Genomic DNA, 20,622 nt, shown 5'->3' on the forward strand with positions numbered 1-20,622 from the left:
GGAAGGCACCCATGACCATCGCGAACGAACAGGCCGCGTGGTTCGCCGAGACGTTCTCGATCCTCGCGGGCAACGTCGAGCAGGCGATCCTCGGCAAGCGCCATGTCGTGGAGCTCGTGCTGGCCGCCGCCATCACCGGCGGCCACGTGCTTCTCGAGGACTACCCCGGCACCGGCAAGACCGCCCTGGCGCGGTCGATTGCGCAGACCATCAACGGCACGAGCTCGCGCATCCAGTTCACGCCCGACCTGCTTCCGGGCGACGTCACGGGCATCACCGTGTACGACCAGAAGGAGGGCGTGTTCGAGTTCCATGCCGGCCCGGTCTTCGCGAACATCGTGCTCGCCGACGAGATCAACCGCGCGAGCCCGAAGACCCAGTCCGCGCTGCTCGAGGTCATGGAGGAGGCGACCGTCACGGTCGACGGCGTCTCGCGCCCGGTCGGTTCGCCGTTCCTCGTGATGGCGACGCAGAACCCCATCGAGCAGGGCGGCACCTATCGCCTGCCGGAGGCGCAGCTCGACCGCTTCATGATCAAGACGTCGATCGGCTACCCCGACGACGCCGCGACCATGCGCATCCTGCAGGGCGCCGCCGTGCCCAAGCCGCCGCTGCAGGGCATCGCGGGAACCGACACGATCCTCACCATGGGTGAGCTCGCACGCGGCGTGTACGTGAACCCCCTCATCTCCGACTACATCATGCGCATCGTGGACGCGACGCGCCGCGCCTCCGAGGTGCGGCTGGGCGTGAGCGTGCGCGGCGCGCTTGCATTGTCGCGCATGGTCATGACCTGGGCGGCGAAGTCAGGCCGCACGTACGTGACGCCCGACGACGTGCGCGACCTCGCCGTGGTCACGCTCGCCCACCGCCTCGTGCTCGAGCCGGAGGCGGAGTTCGACGGAGTGACGGCGGTGGCGGTCATCGGGCAGATCCTGCTCGATGTGGAACCGCCCCGCGAGAACGGCACTGCGTGAGCACCAGCCACGATCCGCGCCTCACGCGCACCGCCGCACGAACGAGCACGTCCACCAGGACGAGCACGTCCACCCGCACGTCGACGGTCACGCGGTACGACCGTACGCGCCGAGGACCCGTGCGCGGTGCGGTGGTGGGCACGCGACGGATGCTGCGCCGCACGGGTCGCGTGCTGCGCCGCCTGCTGACGTGGGTGAGCGAGACCGTGACGACCGCCGGCCTGCTCGTCAGCGTCGCCGCGGTGCTCGGAGCCGCGGGAGGGCTTGCGTTCGGGTGGGTCGAGGCGTGGGCGGTGGCCACGATCGCCGTCGTGCTGCTGGTGCTGTGCGTGCCTTTCGTGCTCGGGGCGCACGACTACCGCATCACCCTCGCGCTCGACCGTGACCGCGTGGTGGCAGGGACCGAGATCGGTGCCGTGCTCGACGTGCGCAACAACGGACGGAGGCTGGCGCTCCCCGGCGTGGTCGATGTGCCCGTCGGCGACGGGCTCGTCGAGGCGCACGTGCCGCTGCTGCGTCCCGATGGCCATCACCGCGAGGAGCTGTCGATCGCCGCCCGCCGACGGGGCATCATCGACGTCGGGCCGATGACGATCACGCGCGGCGATCCGCTCGGCATCCTCCGGCGCGAGCTGAGCTGGCCCGAGGTGCAGCGGATCCACGTGCACCCCGTGACAGTCCCCATCCCGAGCACCAGCGCTGGGCTGATCCGCGACCTGGAGGGCACGCCCAGCACCACTCTGGTCGACGCCGATCTGTCGTTCCACGCCGTGCGCGAGTACGTCGTCGGCGACTCGCAGCGGCACGTGCACTGGAAGTCGACGGCGAAGACCGGTCGCCTCATGGTGCGCCAATACGAGGAGTCGCGGCACGCGCGCATCGCGATCGTGCTCGACCTCGCGGCGGACTCGTACGAGAGCGACGACGAGTTCGAAGCGACCGTGAGCGCCGCGGCATCCCTCGCCCTGCAGGGCGTGTTCGAGGGGCGAGATGTGCTGTTCGCGGTCAGCAACGAGATCCCCGAGCACTCGCGCACCGAGGTGCTGTCGATCCGTGCGCTGCCGACCGCCACGCCGCGGTCGCTGCTCGACGCGACGTGCGCGATCGAAGCGGGTGAGCATGTCATGCGGCTCGAGGCCGTCACGGCGCTCACGGTGCAGTCGTACCCCGATCTCTCGATCGCCTTCCTGCTGACGGGGTCGCGGATGCCGCTCGAGCGGATGCGTCATGCCGCGGTCACGATGCCCGCGGCGGTGGAGACCGTCGCGGTGCGCGCCGAGCTCGGTCAGGAACCCAGCCTGCGCAACGCGAAGGAGCTGTCGGTCCTCACCCTGGGTGCGCTCGGCGACCTGCCGCACATGCTCGCGAGAGGGGTGCTGAAGTGAACGCGCGCACGCCGCAGCAGCGGCCCGGCGCCGCCGGGCGGCAGGGTCCGGGGGCGGGCGACGGCCTGTTCCCCGCCCCTGCGGTGTGGGGGCTCGCCTTCGTCGTGGTGGGCGTGGCGCTGGCGACCGCTGCGGCGTGGCCGCTGTACGAGGCGCCCCGGGCGCTGCTCGTGGGACTCGGCGGCGGCGCGATCGGCATGGCGGTGGCCGTGGTGTCTCGCCTGCTGCGGTGGGGTCCGCTCCTCGCGAGCGTGCTCGCGGGCCTCGTGTATGTCGTCGTCGCGGCTCCCTTCGCGGTGCCGTCGTCGCTGTCGTCGCCGAGCGCTTTCCTCGGCGGAGTGCGGGATGCCGTGCTCGGCGTCGCGCTCGGGTGGAAGCAGATCCTCACACTCGCCCCGCCGCTGGGCGAGTACCAGGCCGTGCTGGTCCCGTTCCTCGTGGTCGTGTACGTCGGAGCCTTCGTCGCCGCGCTGCTCGTGCTCGATCGTCGGCGTCGCGCGGCGCTGTCTGTGGTCGTCGTCGCGGCGATGAGCGTGTTCGGCATCGCGTTCGGCGCCTCGGCGACCAGCGCCCCGCTGCGGCTGGGCGGCATCGTGCTGCCGGCGCCTCGCGAGTGGGCCGTCGGCGTCGCGGTCTTCCTCTGCGGTCTCGTGTTCCTCATCGGCCGGGCGCGGCTCGAGCGCTCGCGTGCGCTGCGCGCTGTCGCCGCGCAGAACGTGAGCCGCCGCGCGACCCCGGTCTGGCTGCGCATCCGTCGGCATCTTCTGGCGGGCGCTCTCGTCGTCGTCGCCCTCGTCGCAGGCGTAGCGGTCGCGCCCGCCGCGGCGGGCTGGGGCGACCGCTCGGTGCTGCGTGACGCCGTCGAACCGCTCGTCGTGGTGCGGCAGCAGCCGAGTCCGCTCGCCGAATACCGCTCCTGGTTCACGGCCGACAAGCTCGACGAGACCGTCGTGACGGTCGAGGGGGATCAGCACGGCATCGACCGCCTCCGCATCGCGACCCTCGACGCGTACGACGGCCAGGACTTCCATGTCGGAGCAGACGTGCGGTTCTCGCGCCTGCCGCGCGCTGCCGGTCCGGGAGGCGACCGGGCGCGGCTGACGCTGACGATCGGCGATGCCTACAGCGGCATCTGGGTTCCGGCACCGGCCCACCTCGCCCAGGCGCCGTCGTTCGCAGGTCGGCGGGCGGATGCTCTCGCCGACGGCTTCCACCGCGACGAGGCGGGCGACACCGCCATCACGATCGCGAAGGCGTCGGGTGGCCGCACCGGGCTCGTCCCCGGAGACAGTTACGAGGTGCTGGCCGACGCTCCGGCATCCGCGCCGTCGCTCAGCGACGCGCAGGCCGGCGAGCCGCTGCTCGACGTTGAGGAGCATCCCGCGCTCGCGGAGTGGGCAGGCATGCAGGAGCTGCCGCGCACGGGCGGCGGATACCTCGAGCTCATCGATCGGCTGCGTGCGCGCGGCTACCTGTCGCACTCGCTGCTCGACGACGAGGCCGCCGCGGGCTGGACAGCCGAGCTCCGCGAGTCGGAGGGGTACTCGTTCGCCGCGAGCTACGCCGGTCATTCCACCGCCCGTATCGAGGAGCTCTTCGCCTCGCTCGTCGAGCAGCAGCGCCGCGCCGGGGCCGACGCGTCGCCCGACATGCTCGTGGCGGCCGTGGGCGACGATGAGCAGTTCGCCACGGCGGCCGCGCTGCTGGCGCGGCTGTGGGGCTTCGAGTCGCGCGTGGTGCTCGGGGTGCGGCTCGCCGCGGCGGAGGAGGTGCCGGGCGTGCCGGCGTGCGACACGGTCTGCACCGGACGCAACATGACGGCGTGGACCGAGGTGCGCGAGCCGGGCGGCGCATGGGTCGCGGTCGATGCCACGCCGCAGTTCGCGCAGCTGCCGAGTCTCATCACCGAGGGAGAACAGCTGCCAGAGCATCCGACCGTTCCGGAGCAACCCCGCTCTGAAGCGCTGGATCCGCCGCAGGCGCAGAGCGACTCGCGTTCGAGCGATGTTCCGGCCGAGCAGGCGACGACCGACGGTCTCGCGGCGTTCTTCGCGATCGCCCGGGTCGTGGGTCTGAGCCTCGCCGGTCTGCTGCTGCTCGTGCTCCCGCTGCTCGTGATCCTCGCCGCGAAGTGCGTGCGCGGGCGAGCGCGACGCGGCGCCGCCGACCCAGAGGTGCGCCTCGTGGCGGCATGGGAGGAACTGACCGACCTGTACGCCGACAACGATGTGCCCCTCGGCCCCGGTACGCGCGTGCAGAGCGCCGAGGCCTCGGGCAGCGCCGCGGCGGTGCGCCTGGCCGCGCTCGTCGATCGCGGGGTGTTCTCGGCGCATCCGCCCGCTGCTGCGGATGCCGCGCAGGCGTGGGAGGTCGTCGACGCGGAGCGGGCGCGGTTGCGCAAGGGGAACACGTGGTGGCGTTCGCTGCGTGCCGCGCTCGGGTTGCGGTCGTTCCTCTCACGGCTCGCTCCGCGCAGCCGCGGGGCGTCGTCAGGACGCCACCTCGCAGTCGGTACGCTCGCAGTGGCCGGTGAATACCGGAATGAGGAGGATGAATGAGCGCGGACGCAGGCCAGGTTCTCATGGCGGAGGGCGGCGCAGCGGGGTCGATCGCGGCTCTGCTCGTGGTCTGGCTGGTGACCCTTCTCATCGGGCTCGGCCTTTACTTGTGGTACGCGATCGCCCTCTCGAAGCTCTTCCCGCGGCTCGGTGAGCAGGGGTGGAAGGGCTGGGTGCCGGTCCTCAACGAGGCGACCATCCTGTCGGCCGGTGGCCGGCCGGCGTGGAACGTCGTCTTCTACTTCATTCCGATCGTCCAGCTCTACGGGCTCTACCTCAAGGTGCTCGCCACGCACAGCATCAACCGGCGCTTCGGTCGCGGCGCCGGGGCCACCGTGCTCGCGATCCTGCTTCCGCCCGTCTGGGCAACCCTGTTGGCGTGGGGCGCTCCGCCGTACCCCGAGGCCGATCGCCTCGCCAGCCTGCAGCACGGTCCGCGTCGACAGGGCACGGATGCCGTGCGCGGGGGCGCGGCGCAGGGCTACCTCGCGCCGCCGCTTCCTCCGCAGGGTGGCGGCGCGGGGCGGCCCGCAGCGGGGTTTGCCCCGGGCGCTCCGGCGCCCCACGGCGCGTCAGGGTTCCCGAGCGTGCCGGCTCCGTACGGTGGCCCCGGCACGGCGGATGCTCCTGCGCACCAGCGCGGAGCCGCGTGGACCGGCGATCTCGCCACCGACATGACCATCCCCGCACCGCATCGTGCGGAGCCCGCACCGCCGGCACCGGCGCTCCCTGTGCCGCAGGGTCTCATCGAGTCCGTGCCCGGCGTCGCTGCGCCGGCTTCGGTCCCGCAGCCGCCTGCGCCGGCTTCGGCCCCGCAACCACCCGCGCCGGCTTCCGCCCCGCAACCACCCGCGCCGGCCGCGCCGCAGCCGCCGGCCGCCTCGCTGACCGCTGCGTACCCGCCTGCCCCGGTGGCCCCGCAGCCGCCCGCGTATCACTCGCGGCTTGTTGAGCCGCAGCCTGCGGCCCCTCAGCCGCCTGCCGCCGCACCGCAGCCTGCGGCCCCGCAGCCGCCTGCCGCGTCGCAGCCGCCTGCGGCCCCGCAGCCGCCTGCCGCGTCGCAGCCGCCTGCCGCCCCGCAGCCGCCTGCCGCACCGCAGCCCCCGGCCGCGGAGCCGGCCGCACCCCAGCACCTGCGGGTCGAGCCGCAGCCGTACGCATACCCGTCGGCGCCGCAGGAACAGACTTCGGCTGAGGCTGAGCCCCCCGTTGAGCCCGCAGCCGCCCCCTGGTCCGCTGCTCCGGGCGAGCAGCGGCTTCGGTCAGCGGCATCCGCCCCCCGCTCGGAGGGACGGTCGACGATCCAGCCGGTGCCGATCTCGCTGCCCGTCCCCGACCCCGCACCCGCGCCCCTCGCGGCGAAGCCGCAGGACGATGACGACGACCTCGAGGCGACCGTCATCGTGTCGCGGCGTCGCGGGGTGCGTCGGGTGCTCGTCCTCGATGACGGGCGTCGCTTCGTGCTCTCTGCGACGAGCATCGTGATCGGCCGCAACCCCGAGGGGGAGCCGGGCGAGCAGCTGCTGTCGATCCCCGACAAGACCCGTACGCTCTCGAAGACCCACGCGCGCCTCATGGTGCAGGGCGACGAGTGGCGGCTCACGGACCTGCACTCCACGAACGGCGTCGTGGTCGTCGCAGACGACGGGCATGAGACCCTGCTCGACCCGGGCGAGAGCGTGACGGGCACCGGGCGCTTCATCCTCGGCGAGGTCGGCATGCACGTCGATGTGGAGTCCGGTTCGTGACGCTCTCCTCCGTGATCCTGAACGTCGCGTCGCTGACCGACGTCGGTCTCACGCGCGCTGTCAACGAGGACTCCGTGCTCGCCGCGTCACCGGTCTTCCTCGTCGCCGACGGCATGGGCGGACACGACGCCGGCGATCGGGCCAGCCAGGCGGTCGTCGAGGCGTTCCAGCCGCTCGGCGGACACGAGGTCTCCACCGCCGACATCGGTGCGGCACTCGCGCGGGCGAACGGTGCTGTTTCGGCGATCTCCGCCCAGCACGCCCGCGGAGCCGGCAGCACGGTGGCGGCGGTCGCGCTCATCGAGCACGAGGGCGTGCCGCACTGGCTCGTGTTCAACGTGGGCGACTCGCGCGTGTACCGTCATCACGACACCGAACTCGACCAGCTGACGATCGATCACTCGCTCGGCCAGGAGCTCGTCGACGCGGGAGAGCTTCGCGCGGAGGACATGGCGACCTTCGCGCACCGCAACGTCATCACGCGCGCGATCGGTGCAGAGGAGAATCTCGCCGACAGCTGGCTCGTGCCCGTCATCGACGGCGACCGGCTGCTCATCTGCTCCGACGGCCTGAGCGGCGAGGTCAGCGACGAGAGCATCCGCGCGACGCTCACGATGTGCGGCCGTCCGGAGACGGCCGCCGCTGCGCTCGTGCGTCGTGCGAAGCAGGCGGGCGGGCGCGACAACATCTCGGTCATCGTCATCGACGTCGTAGCGGGCGGCGCGGCACCCCCTTCCGCCGACGGAACCGACAGCCGGCAGTCGGCCGTGCACACCACGACCATGCTCGAGAGCACCACGGTGCCCGTGCGGGGACGGTCGTCATGACGGGGCACGAGGGGATCGACGACGAGACCGTCGTGCTGTCGCGTCGCGCCCTTCGCCGTCGCGCCGAGTCCGCGCCCACGCAGGGCACGCAGGACGAACACTCCGACGCCGTCGAGCACGTGGACGGTCTGGACGAGCGGACGGTGGTGATGGATCGGTCGGCGCGGCCCGCGGATGCTGCGCCGGACGGGCACGCGGATGGTCTGGACGAGCGGACGGTGGTGATGGATCGGTCCGCGCTGCCGTCGGATGCCGTGCCCGCCCGCGAGACCGACGACAGCACGATGGTCGACGACAGCACGGTGGTCGTGGACCGCACGGTGGTCGTGGACCGCACGGTGGTCGCAGACCGCTCTCGTGCTCGTCGCGAACCGCGTGGCAACGCCCCCGATCCGCTGCACGACACGGTGCGCGTCGTGCGCGCCCCCGCGCCGGCGGCGCCGGAGACCCCGGCCATCTACAAGCCGAGGGCCGCTCCGCGTGTGCCGTCCGCTCCGCCGGCCGTCGCGAACGACATCCCGCCGACGCGGACCGCAGACGCATCCGCCCCCTCCGTGGCACGGACCAGCCGCCGGCGCAGCGTGTACGCGCTCGCGGCGATCGGCGCGGCGGGCATCGTATCGATCGCCGGGCTCGCCCTTCTCGTCGGCGTGGCCGTCACGTCGTGACGGCGCACGGGGCGCATGCGGGCAGCACCGGATGGGGAGAACTCCCCATCCGGTCTCTCAGGGCCCGCGGTTAGACTCGTCGGGTGTGCCCTGCGGCCCCGCGCCGCGGGCGCCGGACGAGCACGTGTGTGAGCGGGGGGGAGCCGCGGGATGAAGGCCCTGTCATGGATGCGGATGAAGCCGAAGACACTGGCATCGTCTGCCGCCGTGACGGTGGGGGCCATCGCGATCACCACCATGGCCTTCGCCTATGAGGGCAACCCCACGACGAAGGTCGACCTCAACGACGGCGGCGTCTGGATCACCAAGACCTCGAGCCTGCTGGTCGGTCACTTCAATCACGAGTCGACCGTGCTCGACGGCGGGCTGCGCAACGGCAGCGACGACTACGACATCCTTCAGGACGCCGCGCAGGTGCTCGTCGTCGACGACAGCGCCTCCACGGTCACCGCGGTGGACCCGGCGCGTGTCGCGCTGACCGATTCGGCGGCCATCCCAGGCTCCGCGAAGGTCGCACTGGGCAACCGCACCGCCGCCATCCTCGACCGTGACTCCGGTGACCTGTGGGTGGTGCCGGTCAGCGGGATCGCGGCGTTCGAGATCAAGGGCACCGACCCCACCGTCGAACTCGGAGAGCACGCCGACGTCGCCGTCGCCAAGGACGGCACCGTGTTCGGCTTGTCCGCTCAGCGCGGCGAGGTCGTCACCATCCCGGTCGACAACCAGGGCGAAGCGCTCGACGCGTCGACGGCGTCCATCGGCGAGGTCGACCCTGCCGGTGACCCGAGCATCACGGCCGTGGGCGACGCGCCCGTCGTGCTCGACCCCGCTGCGGGGGCCGTCGTCACGCCGGGAGGCACGCGCACCGAGATCGGCGACGCCGACGGCGCCCTCCTGCAGCAGCCATCCGCGGAGACGGACGCGGTCGCCGTGGCCACGGCATCCGCCCTCGTCAGGGTGCCGCTCGACGGCGGCGAGCCGCAGAAGATCGACGCCGGAGGGGTCGGAGCACCCGCGGCTCCCGTGTGGCTGCGCGGCTGCACCTACGGCGCGTGGGCCGGCTCGGCGAGCTTCGTGCGGGAGTGCCCCGGCGAGACGAACGACGTGGCGGAGAAGATCCCGGATGCCGAGGACTCGACGAGCCTCGTGTTCCGCGTGAACCGCGACGTCATCGTGCTGAACGACGCGGTCGGCGGCGCGGCGTGGCTCCCGAACGAGAGCCTGCAGCGCGTCGACAACTGGGACGACATCGTTCCGCCGGAAGGCGAGAACGAGAACCAGGAGGACACCACCGAGGAGACGGTGGAGACCACCCTTCCGGAGCGGAGCGAGCAGAACACCCCGCCCATCGCTGAGGACGACGAGTTCGGCGTGCGCCCCGGTCGCACCACGATGCTGCCCGTGCTCGACAACGACACCGACGCCGACGGTGACGTGCTCGTCGCGTCTCTCGCCCAGAGTCAGCCCGCACTCGGCGAGGTGCAGCCGGTGAACAACGGCGGCTCGATGCAGATCGCGGTCGACGAGGACACCACGGGGGGCGGATCGTTCGAATACCAGGTCGACGACGGGCGCGGGGGCAAGGCGACCGCGACGGTGCAGCTCACCGTGCACGACTGGGAGACCAACGGCGCTCCCGAGCAGCGGAGGACCACCGGCATCGCCGTCGAGGAGGGCGGGTCGGTCTCATACAACGTGCTGCCGGACTGGCTCGATCCCGACGGCGACGACATCTACCTCAGGAACGTCGTGGCCGCGCCGGGGGACGAGGTCGACTTCACGACAGACGGGCAGGTCACGTACCGCGCCGTCGCGAGCCTTCAGGGGCGCAAGGACATCCAGGTGACCGTCGCCGACGGGCTCGGCGAGACGGCGACCGGCACGCTCAGGCTCGACGTGCGCCCTGCGGGCTCGACCATGCCGAAGACCAACGCCGACCACGTGGTCACCCGCGTGGGCGAGGCCATCTCGGTCTCACCGCTGGTGAACGACACGAGCTCGAGCCGGGAACCCTTGCGGCTCGCGCGCGTCGACGAGGTGCCGGGCGCGACGATCGTGCCCGACTACCAGAACAAGGCGTTCACGTTCCGCTCCGAGACGGCGGGCGTCTACTACGCGCAGTACCTCGTGAGCGCCGGCCCCAACGCGGTGCCGGGGCTGGTGCGCATCGACGTGCTCCCGCCGTCCGAGACGCAGCTGCCGCCCATCGCCGTGCGCGACGTCGCCCTGCTGCCCTCCGGCGGGGAGGTGCTCGTGGGTGTGCTCGGCAACGACACCGAGCCGTCCGGCGGCATCCTCGTCGTGCAGTCGGTGACCGTGCCGCCGCACAGCGGCATCTCGGTGTCGGTGCTCAACCACGAGACGCTGCGGATCGGCGACCAGGGCGCGCTCAGCGAGCAGGTGCGCATCAGCTACCGCATCTCCAACGGCACGCAGAGCGCCGAGGGCGACGTCATCGTCATCCCGATCCCGCGACCGGAGCAGCTGCTCCCGCCCGTCGCCAACGACGACCAGGTCGTGGTGCGGGCGGGCGACGTCGTCACGATCCCCGTGCTCGACAACGACACGCATCCGAACGGCGACGTGCTGCACGTCGACCCGCAGCTCGTGGAGCCGCTCGTCGATCCTGAAGACGGCGAGGCGTTCGTGTCGCAGGACACCGTGCGGTTCCGCGCATCCGACAGGCCCGGCACGGTATACCTCACGTATCAGGCCGTCGATTCGATGGGGCAGAAGGACGCGGGCTATGTGACCGTGCAGGTGCGCCCGGTGGACGAGGAGTCGAACTCGGCGCCCAAGCCGCAGGATCTCACGGTGCGCGCGCTGAGCGGCTCGAGCGTCCGCATCGCCATCCCGCTCGACGGGATCGACGCCGACGGCGACTCGGTCGAGCTGGTCGGCCAGGAGAGCGCCCCGTCGAAGGGGCAGGTCGCGGAGGTGGGCACGAACTACCTCGTCTACGAGGCGTTCGACGATGCCGCGGGGGTGGACTCGTTCACCTACCGGGTTCGCGACCGTCTCGGCAAGGAGGGCGTCGCGACGATCCGGGTCGGCATCGCACCGGGCGACTCCGCGAACCAGGCGCCGTACGCCGTGAAGGACGCGGTCGTCGTGCGCCCCGGTCGCACGATCGCCGTGCCCGTGCTCGCCAACGACTCCGATCCCGAGGGCGACGCGATCTCGCTCGTGAAGAAGGGTCTCGAGATTCCGTCGGATGCCGGTCTGCAGGCGCGCGTGTCGGGGGACCGCGTCGTGGTGAAGGCCCCGGACAGGACGATGGACACGTCGATCCAGTACACGATCCGCGATGCGCGCGGCGCCACCGCGACCGCCGTGCTGCAGATCACCGTCGACGACGAGGTGCCGCTCAAGGTGCCGACCGCGCGTGACGATCGCGTCGTCGCCGCCGATGTCACCGACAGCCTGCGCGTCGACGTCGACGTGCTCACCAACGACGAAGACCCCGACGGCACGGTCGACGCGCTCGACCTCACCGTCGAGACGGGCGGCGTCGTGCAGGAGGACAGGTCGATCCGAGTGACCGTGGGCGAGCAGCGCCAGCTGATCCGCTACACCGTCACCGATCAGGACGAGCAGTCGGCATCCGCCTTCATCTTCGTCCCTGCCCTGAGCGAGCTGCGCCCCACCCTGAGCAGCACCAAGCCCGTCGAGGTCAAGAGCGGCGAGACGATCGAGCTGCCGCTGTCGAAGTACGTGACGGTGGCGGGCGGCGGAGACGTCGTCATCACGGAGGCCGCCAAGGTGAGTGCCGTGAACTCCGACGGGTCGCCGCTGATCAAGGACCAGACGACCCTGGTGTACACCTCGAAGCCGGGCTACTTCGGCAAGGACGCCCTGACGTTCGAGGTCACCGACGGCACGGGGCCGGACGACCCGCAGGGGCGCAAGGCCACCCTCACGATCCCGATCACGGTGCTGCCGCCGGAGAACCAGCCGCCGGTGTTCGTGAACGGCCAGGTCGAGGTCGCACCGGGCGAGCCTGCCACGTCGCTCGACCTCGCGGCGCTCACGACGGATCCCGACCCGGAGGACGCCGACAAGCTCCGCTTCCGCATCAGCGGAGAGCCGGGGAACGGCATCAGCGCGCGCGTCGACGGCAGCAAGCTGCTCGTCGAGGCGGGATCCAGCACACCCAAGGGAACGAGCGCCACGGTGCAGCTGCGCATCGACGACGGCACCACGGAGCCGGTGGAGGGCTCGGTCGCGGTGCTGGTCACGGCGTCGACGCGAGCGCTCCCGACGGCCAACACCGACACGATCGCCGAGGCCGACCAGGGCAAGACGATCACCGTCCCGGTGCTGCAGAACGACGTGAACCCGTTCCCCGAGACCCCGCTCAAGGTCGTTTCGGTCGTCCCCGAGACCGGATCGGGCACGGCGGAGATCAGCGGCAGCGAGGTGAAGGTCACTCCGAGCGCCGACTTCGTCGGCACCTTCGTGGTGCGGTACCGCGTGCAGGACGCGACGAAGGACCCCGACCGCGAGGTCGACGGACGCATCGTGCTGACCGTCCAGGGCGTGCCGGAGGCCCCTGGCACGCCCACCGTCTCGAGCGTGCAGGACCGCACGGTGGTGCTCGCGTGGTCCCCGCCCGCCAACAACGGCGCGGAGATCACCTCGTACACCGTGCGCTCCGTCGCCGGCAACTACACCAAGAAGTGCTCCTCGACGACGTGCACGCTCGACGGCCTCACGAACAACGTCGAGTACGTGTTCCAGGTCGTGGCGACCAACCGCGTGGGAGACAGCGAGCCGTCGCCGTCGTCGGCGGTCGCGCGGCCGGACGCCCGACCGGACACGCCGCAGCCCCCGAAGCTCGTCTTCGGCGACAAGAGCCTGAAGGTGTCGTGGGCGACCCCGACGACGCCGGGCTCGCCGGTGGAGTCGTACACGCTCGAGATCTCGCCCGCGCCGCCGTCGGGCGTCGCGCAGAAGACCGGCGTGACGGGCAACTCGCTCGTCTGGGAGGGGCTCGAGAACGGGGCCGACTACCAGGTGCGGGTGCGGGCGCACAACAGGGCGCCGGAGCCGTCGAGCTGGAGCGGATGGTCGGCGAGCGAGATCCCCGCCGGTGTCCCCGGCACGGTCGCCGCGCCGCGCGCCCAGAGCGCTCCGTCGGTCGGCAGCCAGGCGCAGATGACGGTCAGCTGGGACGCAGCCCCGCAGAACGGCGACGCGATCGCCGAGTACGAGCTGCTCGTCATGCGCGGCGGATCGATCGTCAACCGGGTGCCGAGAATCGCCGGCACGCAGCACAGCCAGACCGTCACGGTCGCGACGTCGACGGCCGACTACACGTACGCCGTGCGGGCGAGGAACAAAGCCGGCTGGGGAGCCCAGAGCCCCGCGTCGACGCCCCAGCGCGCGTTCGGCAGCCCCGGCGCGCCGACCATCACCGGCGCGCAGGAGCACGACGGCTATGTGACCGTGCAGTACTCGCTGTCGGACACGAACGGCGCGAATAGCAGCGAGATCCACTACGAGTACACGCTCGACGGTTCGACCTGGAGCCGCAACTGGGACGGCGAGCGCATCAACGCGGCCAACAACGGAACGTACACCGTGCGCGTGCGCGCCTACTCCGTCGTCGGCGGACAGGAGTCGCAACCAGGACCCGCCTCGGCACCGTCGGGCGCGCTGCGGCCGTACGGCCCGGTGGCGAACCCCGGTGTCGGAGCGGCGAACCAGGGGCTCTCCGTGAAGGTGTCGTGGTCGGCTCCTGCCCCCAACGGTCGCCCGATCGAGGAGGTGCAGGTGCGCCTCGACGGCGGCTCGTGGCAGAACCTCGGACTCAGCGGCAGCCGCAACGTCGGCAACGGCTACGACCAGACGCACACGATCGAGGTGCGGGCACGCGACAGCGCGGGACAGTGGTCGAACGTCGTGTCGGCATCCGCTCGGACCGACTCCAAGCCCCAGCCCGACGCCTGGGTCACCGGCGGAAGCTACGTGTCCGGCTGCACGAACGTCGGCGGCGGCACGTGCCGCAAGTTCGTGCTGAACACGTCGAACTTCGCGGGCGGCTCGTACAACATCGAGTGCACGGTCGACGGCAGGGTGTTCGGCAACAACGCCGGGTTCCCGGTGGACATCCCCTCGAACGGCTCGGTCCAGCTCGACTGCTACAACGGCTTCGGCACGTCCAAGGGCGTGAACATCATCGGAGGGAACCCGTCGAAGGCGAGACCGGGCAACTTCTAGCCCGACCTCGATGGGGAGTGCTCCCCATCGAGGTCGTCGAGGGCCGCGGTTAGGATTGTCGGGCGCAGCCTGCGTGTATCGGCAAGGCGGTGCGCGATTCGAAAGTGACGACCGCAGGGGGAGCCGGGTATGAAGGCGTTGGCGTGGATGCGCGCGCGTCCCAAGACGCTGGCGTCCGCCGCGGGTGTCGCCGCCGGTGCGGTGGTGCTCACCGGCATGGCCTTCCTCTACGAGGGCAATCCGACGACGAAGGTGGATCTCAACGACGGCGGCGTCTGGATAACGAAGTCGTCGAGCCTGCTCGTGGGCCACTTCAACCACCCGTCGGCGCTCCTCGACGGCGGGTTGCGCACGACCGGCGAGGACTTCGACATCCTCCAGGACGAGACGGCCGTGCTCGTCGTCGACTCGGCCGCATCCACGCTCACCGCGGTCGATCCGGCCCGCGTGTCGCTGGGCGACAGCGCAGGGATCCCGCCCGGTGCCAAGGTGTCGCTCGGCAACCGCACCGCGGCCATCGTCGACCGCACATCGGGCGACCTGTGGGTGGTGCCGGTCGGCGGCATCGCGTCGTTCACGGTGGAGTCCGCCGAGCCCGTGGCCGAGCTCGGCAAGGACGCCGACGCCGTGGTCGCCGACGACGGCACGGTCTTCGGCCTGTCCGCCGAGCGCGGCGAGGTCGTCACGGTCTCCGTCGACGCCGAGGGCGAGGCGCTCGAACCGTCAACGGCATCCGTCGGAGAGCTCAGCTCGTCGCAGCGCCCGTCCATCACGGCGGTGGGCCGCACCCCCGTCGTGCTCGACGCGGGAGCCGGCGAGGTGGTCGTTCCAGGCGGCGCCCGCACAGCGGTGCCGGACGCGGCGGATGCCGTGCTCCAGCACGCGTCCGCCGCGACGGATGCCGTCGCCGTGGCCACGCCGTCGGCGCTCGTGCGCGTGCCGCTCGACGGCGGAGAGCCCGAGGTGATCGAGACGAGCGGCCGCGGCACGGCGGCGGCTCCCGTATGGCTTCGCGGGTGCACCTACGGCGCATGGGCGGGGTCTGCCCGCTTCCTGCGCGACTGCCCCGGCGAGCAGAGCGACGTCGATGCGAGGATCGAGGGCGCCGAGAGCTCGGCGACGCTGACCTTCCGCGTCAACCGCGACGTCATCATCCTCAACGACGCCGTCGGCGGGTCGGCGTGGCTCGCCGACGAGAGCCTGCAGCAGGTCGACAACTGGAACGACATCACGCCGCCGGAGGGGCAGACCGAGAACGAGGAGGACACCGCTCAGGAGACGGTGGAGACGACCCTCCCGGAACGCAAGCCCGAGAACACGCCGCCGGTGGCCGAGGACGACAGCTTCGGTGTGCGCCCCGGCGCCTCGATCCTGCTGCCCGTCGTCGACAATGACAACGACCCCGACGGCGACGTGCTCGTCGCGGCCCTCGCCGAGCAGCAGCCGTCCATCGGCACGGTGCAGCCGATCCAGAACGGCGGAGCCCTCCAGATCGCGGTCGATGAGGAGGCGACGGGATCCGACACCTTCACCTACGAGGTCGACGACGGACGGGGCGGCACCGACACCGCTGTGGTGACGCTCGCGGTGCACGAGGACGATGTCAACGCGGCGCCGACGCCGAAGCGCAAGACGACTCTCACGGTGGAGACCGGTGGCACCATCTCGTACAACGTGCTGCCGGACTGGATCGATCCCGACGGAGACGACATCTACCTCAAGGAGGTCATCCCGGCGCCCGGCGACGAGGTGGACTTCAGCACCGACGGGCAGATCACCTACAAGGCGACCGCGAGCCTGCAGGGGCGCAAGGAGATCCAAGTGACCGTCGCCGACGGCTTCAACGAGATGCAGTCGGCGAGCGTCACGCTCGACGTGCGGCCGCAGGGATCGACCGCGCCGAAGACCAACGCAGACCACGTCGTCACCCGCGTCGGCGAGCAGGTCACCGTCGCCCCGCTGGCGAACGACACCAGCTCCGGCCGCGAACCGCTGCGCCTCGGCCGCGTCGACGACCAGGTGCCGGGCGCGACCGTGCTGCCGGACTTCCCGAACAAGTCGTTCACGTTCTCGTCGGATACGCCGGACACCTACTACGTGCAGTACCTCGCGACAGCCGGGCCGGAGAACGCCGAGGGGATCGTGCGCGTCGACGTGCTCGAAGCGGCCGAGACCGAGCTGCCCCCCGTCGCGGTGCGCGATGTCGCGCTGCTGCCCAGCGGCGGCGATGTGCTCGTCGGGGTGCTCGCGAACGACTCCGATCCGTCGGGCGGCATCCTCGTGGTGCAGTCGGTGTCGCTGGATCAGGGGACCGGCATCTCGGTGTCGGTGATCAACCACGAGACGCTGCGCATCACCGACCAGGGCGCGCTCGACAGCCAGGTGCGCGTGCGGTACCGGATCTCGAACGGCTCGCAGTCCGCCGAGGGCGAGGTCGTCGTCATCCCGATCCCCGCACCGGAGAAGATCCTCCAGCCCGTGGCCAATCCCGACACGGCCACGGTGCGCGCGGGCGACGTCGTGACGATCCCCGTTCTCGAGAACGACACGCACCCGAGCGACGACGTGCTGCACGTCGCCCCCGAGCTCGTCGAGCCGCTCGTCGACCCCGAAGACGGCGAGGCCTTCGTGTCGCAGGACACGGTGCGGTTCAAAGCGGGGCCTGAGCCGAAGACCGTCTACCTGACCTACGACGCCGTCGACTCACGGCAGCAGAAGTCGGCCGGGTTCGTCACCGTGCAGATCCTCCCGGTGGAGGAGGGGAAGAACGCCGCACCGCGTCCGCGGGACCTCGTCGCCCGCGCACTCGCCGGCACAGAGGTCAGCATCGCCGTGCCCCTCGACGGAATCGACGCCGACGGTGATTCCGTCGAGCTGCTCGACATCGCCTCGAACCCGACCAAGGGCCGCATCACCGACACGGGGCAGAACTACTTCACCTACGAGGCGTTCGAGGACTCGACGGGTGTCGACACCTTCGAGTATCGGGTGCGCGACAGGCTCGGCAAGGAGGGGACCGCGACGATCCGCGTCGGCATCGCACCGGCGGAGGACGTGAATCGGGAGCCCTACGCCGTGAAGGATGCCGTGGTGGTCCGGCCCGGCCGCGAGATCGCCGTGCCGGTGATGGCGAACGACTCCGATCCCGAGGGCGACGAGATCTCGCTCGTCTCGGAGAAGGAGGGCGGCCTCGAGATCCCCGACGTCGACGGGCTCTCCGCCCGCGTGTCGGGCGATCGCGTGCTCGTGCAGGCGCCGAACCGGTCGCTGGAGACATCGTTGCAGTACACGATCAGGGACTCGCGCGGCGCGACGGCGACCGCCGTGCTGCAGATCACCGTCGACGACGAGGTCCCCCTCGTCGCTCCCGTCGCCCGTGACGACCGTGTGCGCCCCGAGGATCTCAACGAGGGGTCGCTCACCGCCGACATCGCGATCCTGGAGAACGACGAAGACCCCGACGGCACGACCGACTCCCTCACGGTGACCCTCGGCGACGGAGCCACAGCCCTCGAGAACGGCATGGTCCGCGTCGCCATCACCGACGAGCTGCAGCTCATCACGTACACGCTCACCGATCAGGACGGTCTGTCGGCATCCGCGTTCCTCTTCGTCCCCGCCAAGTCAGGGCTGCGGCCCGTGCTCTCCTCGACCAAGCCCGTCGAGGTGGTCAGCGGCGAGACGAAGGAGCTGCCCCTCGCCGACTACGTCACCGTTGCCGGTGGCGGAACCGCGCGTATCACCGAGCACGCCAAGGTGGCCGCCGTGCACGCCGACGGCTCCGACCTCGTCAAGGACGAGACGACCCTGGTGTACACCTCCGCACAGGGGTACTTCGGCGAGGACGCCATCACCTTCGAGGTGACCGACGGGAGCGGCCCGGACGACCCCGACGGCCGCACGGCGACGCTGAGCCTGCCCATCACGGTGCTCCCGCCCGCCAACCAGCAGCCGGTCTTCACCGGAGCCGAGATGCAGGTGGCGCCCGGCGAGGAAGCCACCCGCCTCGACCTCGCCGCGCTCACGGCCGATCCCGATCCGGAAGACGCAGGTCATCACAGCTACACGCTGGTCGGCGGCGCCGGAAAGGGCGTCTCCGCGAGGATCGACGGAGACGACCTGCTCGTCGAAGCCTCGTCGAACGCGAAGAAGGGCACGGTGCTGAGCCTCACCGTGCGCGTCACCGACGGGGAGACCGAACCGGTCGAGGGGCAGGTGTCCGTGGTCGTCAGCGCGTCGAACCGTGCGCTTCCTGTGGCCAACACCGACACCGTCTCCGAGGCGGACCAGGGCAAGCCGGTCACGGTCTCCGTGCTCGACAACGACTTCAACCCCTTCCCCGAGACGCCCCTGCGCGTGACCTCGGCCGTGCTGGAGACCGGCGCGGGAGACGTCACGGTGAAGGGCGACACCGTCGAGGTCACGCCCGGTGCCACGTTCGTCGGGACCATGGTGGTGCGCTACCGCATCCAGGACGCGACGGAGGACGTCGACCGCGAGGCCAACGGCCAGGTCGTGGTGACCGTGCAGGGCGTGCCCGAGGCCCCCGGAACGCCGACCGTCACGAGCGTGCAGGACCGCACGGTCGTCATCTCGTACTCCGCACCATCGAACAACGGCGCCGAGATCACGGCGTACACGGTGCGATCGGTGCAGGGCTCCGCGTACACGAAGACCTGCCAGTCGACCACGTGCACGCTCGACGGCCTCGCCAACAACGTCGAGTACACCTTCCAGGTCACCGCCACGAACCGCGTCGGCGAGGGCAAGCCGTCCGGAGTCTCCGACGTCGCGCGCCCCGACGCCCGCCCCGACACGCCGTCGCCGCCGACCCTGACCTTCGGCGACAGGTCGCTGACCGTGAAGTGGGCGACGCCGAGCACTCCGGGGTCGCCCGTGGAGAGCTACACGCTGGAGATCTCACCCGCGCCGCCGTCCGGAGTGTCCCAGAAGCAGGCCACAGGAAACTCGCTCGTGTGGGACGGGCTCGAGAACGGCGCCAACTATCAGGTGCGGGTGCAGGCGCACAACCGCGCCCCCGAGCCGTCGAGCTGGAGCGGTTGGTCGGCATCCGAGATCCCCGCGGGTCCTCCGCTCGACCCCGCCGCGCCGACGACCGCCGAGCTCGCACCGGTCGGCGACCAGGCGCAGATGCAGGTGAACTGGGTGCCGCCGAACCCCAACGGCGACGCGATCGACAGCTACCAGCTCGAGGTGTACGAGGGGTCGACGCTCGTGCGCACGGTGACGCCCGGCGCGGGCGCTCGCTCGCAGGCGGTGGTGGTGCCGACCTCGGAGAGCGCGTACACCTACCGGATCCGCGCTCACAACAAGGCTGGGTGGGGCGCGTGGAGCCCGCAGTCCGCACCGCGTCGCGGGGTGATCGCTCCCGGCGCGCCCACGAGCGTCTCGGTGGTGAAGGAGATGGACCGCGCGCTGCAGATCACCTATACGCCGGGTTCCCGCAACGGTGCGCGCACGAGCGAGATCGCGTACCAGTACCGTCTCGGAGCGGGGGGTTGGGCGAATCTCCCCGGCGACAACATCATCGGCGGACTGACCAACGGGCAGGACTACGACGTCTCCCTCCGTGCGGTCGCCACGGTCGACGGAGTGCAGTACAGCGGAGCGGCGTCGAACTCCGCGCGGGGCAACCCGTACGGCCCGCTCAAGCCGCCGACGGTGGGCGCGAGCTCCAACGCGCGCAGCGTCACGCTGTCGTGGAACGGCGAGGTCTCCGCGAACGGCCGCTCGATCACGAAGGTCGAGACGAGCATCGACGGTGGCGGCTACCGTTCCGCGTCGAGCACGGGATCGCAGACCGTGGGCGACGGCTACAGCGAGCAGCACAGCATCCGCATCAGGGTGACGGATGCCGCCGGCCAGGTGATCGAGAGCACGACCGCCAGCGCCACGTCAGGGCCGGCTCCACAGCCCAAGGCGTGGACGACCCAGGGCGCGGACTCGGGCGAGTGCTCGCCCGACGTCTGCTACTACCTCGGGTTCTCGGTCTCGAACTTCCCGGCGGGCGAGTACACCGTCTGGTGCTTGGAAGACGGCAAGCGGTTCGCCGGAGGCGCCACGTGGGTCGTGCCCGCGAACGGCGCCGCATACAAGAAGGGCCCTGGTGGCTGCTACCACGGCGGCTTCAACAGCCGGTACCTCCTGCAGATGGAGATCGTCGGCTGGGGTGTGACGGAAGGCATCCGATGGGACTAGACCCCCGACCCATCGAAC

General features: G+C 71.2%; 8 protein-coding genes. All 8 read left to right on the forward strand.

The genetic code is table 11. From position 1 onward, the window contains the following. Nucleotides 1-11: 11 nt before the first annotated feature. The 8 genes from AB663_RS06110 (at nucleotide 12) to AB663_RS06145 (ending at nucleotide 20,604) form a co-directional block, all read left to right on the forward strand. Entirely contained in the window at nucleotides 12-977 is a 966-nt protein-coding gene (locus AB663_RS06110) for an AAA family ATPase (protein WP_067196752.1), read from the forward strand. Then, nucleotides 974-2,362, forward strand: a complete 1,389-nt coding sequence (locus AB663_RS06115; protein ID WP_067196755.1) for a DUF58 domain-containing protein — start codon at nucleotides 974-976, stop codon at nucleotides 2,360-2,362. Before AB663_RS06110 ends, AB663_RS06115 begins: the two co-directional genes overlap by 4 nt. Beyond that, nucleotides 2,359-4,920: a transglutaminase domain-containing protein gene (locus AB663_RS06120; RefSeq protein ID WP_067196759.1), complete on the forward strand. Its 2,562-nt coding sequence runs from the start codon at nucleotides 2,359-2,361 to the stop codon at nucleotides 4,918-4,920. Before AB663_RS06115 ends, AB663_RS06120 begins: the two co-directional genes overlap by 4 nt. Next, nucleotides 4,917-6,668, forward strand: a complete 1,752-nt coding sequence (locus AB663_RS06125; RefSeq protein WP_067196762.1) for a DUF5684 domain-containing protein — start codon at nucleotides 4,917-4,919, stop codon at nucleotides 6,666-6,668. Before AB663_RS06120 ends, AB663_RS06125 begins: the two co-directional genes overlap by 4 nt. Then, complete coding sequence (locus AB663_RS06130; protein WP_067196766.1) at nucleotides 6,665-7,495, forward strand: PP2C family protein-serine/threonine phosphatase; 831 nt, start codon at nucleotides 6,665-6,667, stop codon at nucleotides 7,493-7,495. Before AB663_RS06125 ends, AB663_RS06130 begins: the two co-directional genes overlap by 4 nt. Continuing rightward, nucleotides 7,492-8,163, forward strand: coding sequence for a hypothetical protein (locus AB663_RS06135; protein ID WP_067196770.1), 672 nt, complete (start codon nucleotides 7,492-7,494; stop codon nucleotides 8,161-8,163). The genes AB663_RS06130 and AB663_RS06135 overlap by 4 nt, the downstream gene beginning before the upstream one ends. A gap of 174 nt (nucleotides 8,164-8,337) precedes the next feature. Continuing rightward, the gene (locus tag AB663_RS06140; protein WP_232304655.1) at nucleotides 8,338-14,385 is read left to right on the forward strand and encodes an Ig-like domain-containing protein; all 6,048 of its coding nucleotides are present in this window, start codon (nucleotides 8,338-8,340) and stop codon (nucleotides 14,383-14,385) included. Between the two features lie 147 nt (nucleotides 14,386-14,532). After that, entirely contained in the window at nucleotides 14,533-20,604 is a 6,072-nt protein-coding gene (locus AB663_RS06145; protein ID WP_198147945.1) for an Ig-like domain-containing protein, read from the forward strand. The last annotated feature ends 18 nt before the right edge of the window (nucleotides 20,605-20,622 follow it).

This window comes from Microbacterium sp. XT11 (genome assembly GCF_001513675.1).
Taxonomy (GTDB): Bacteria; Actinomycetota; Actinomycetes; order Actinomycetales; family Microbacteriaceae; genus Microbacterium.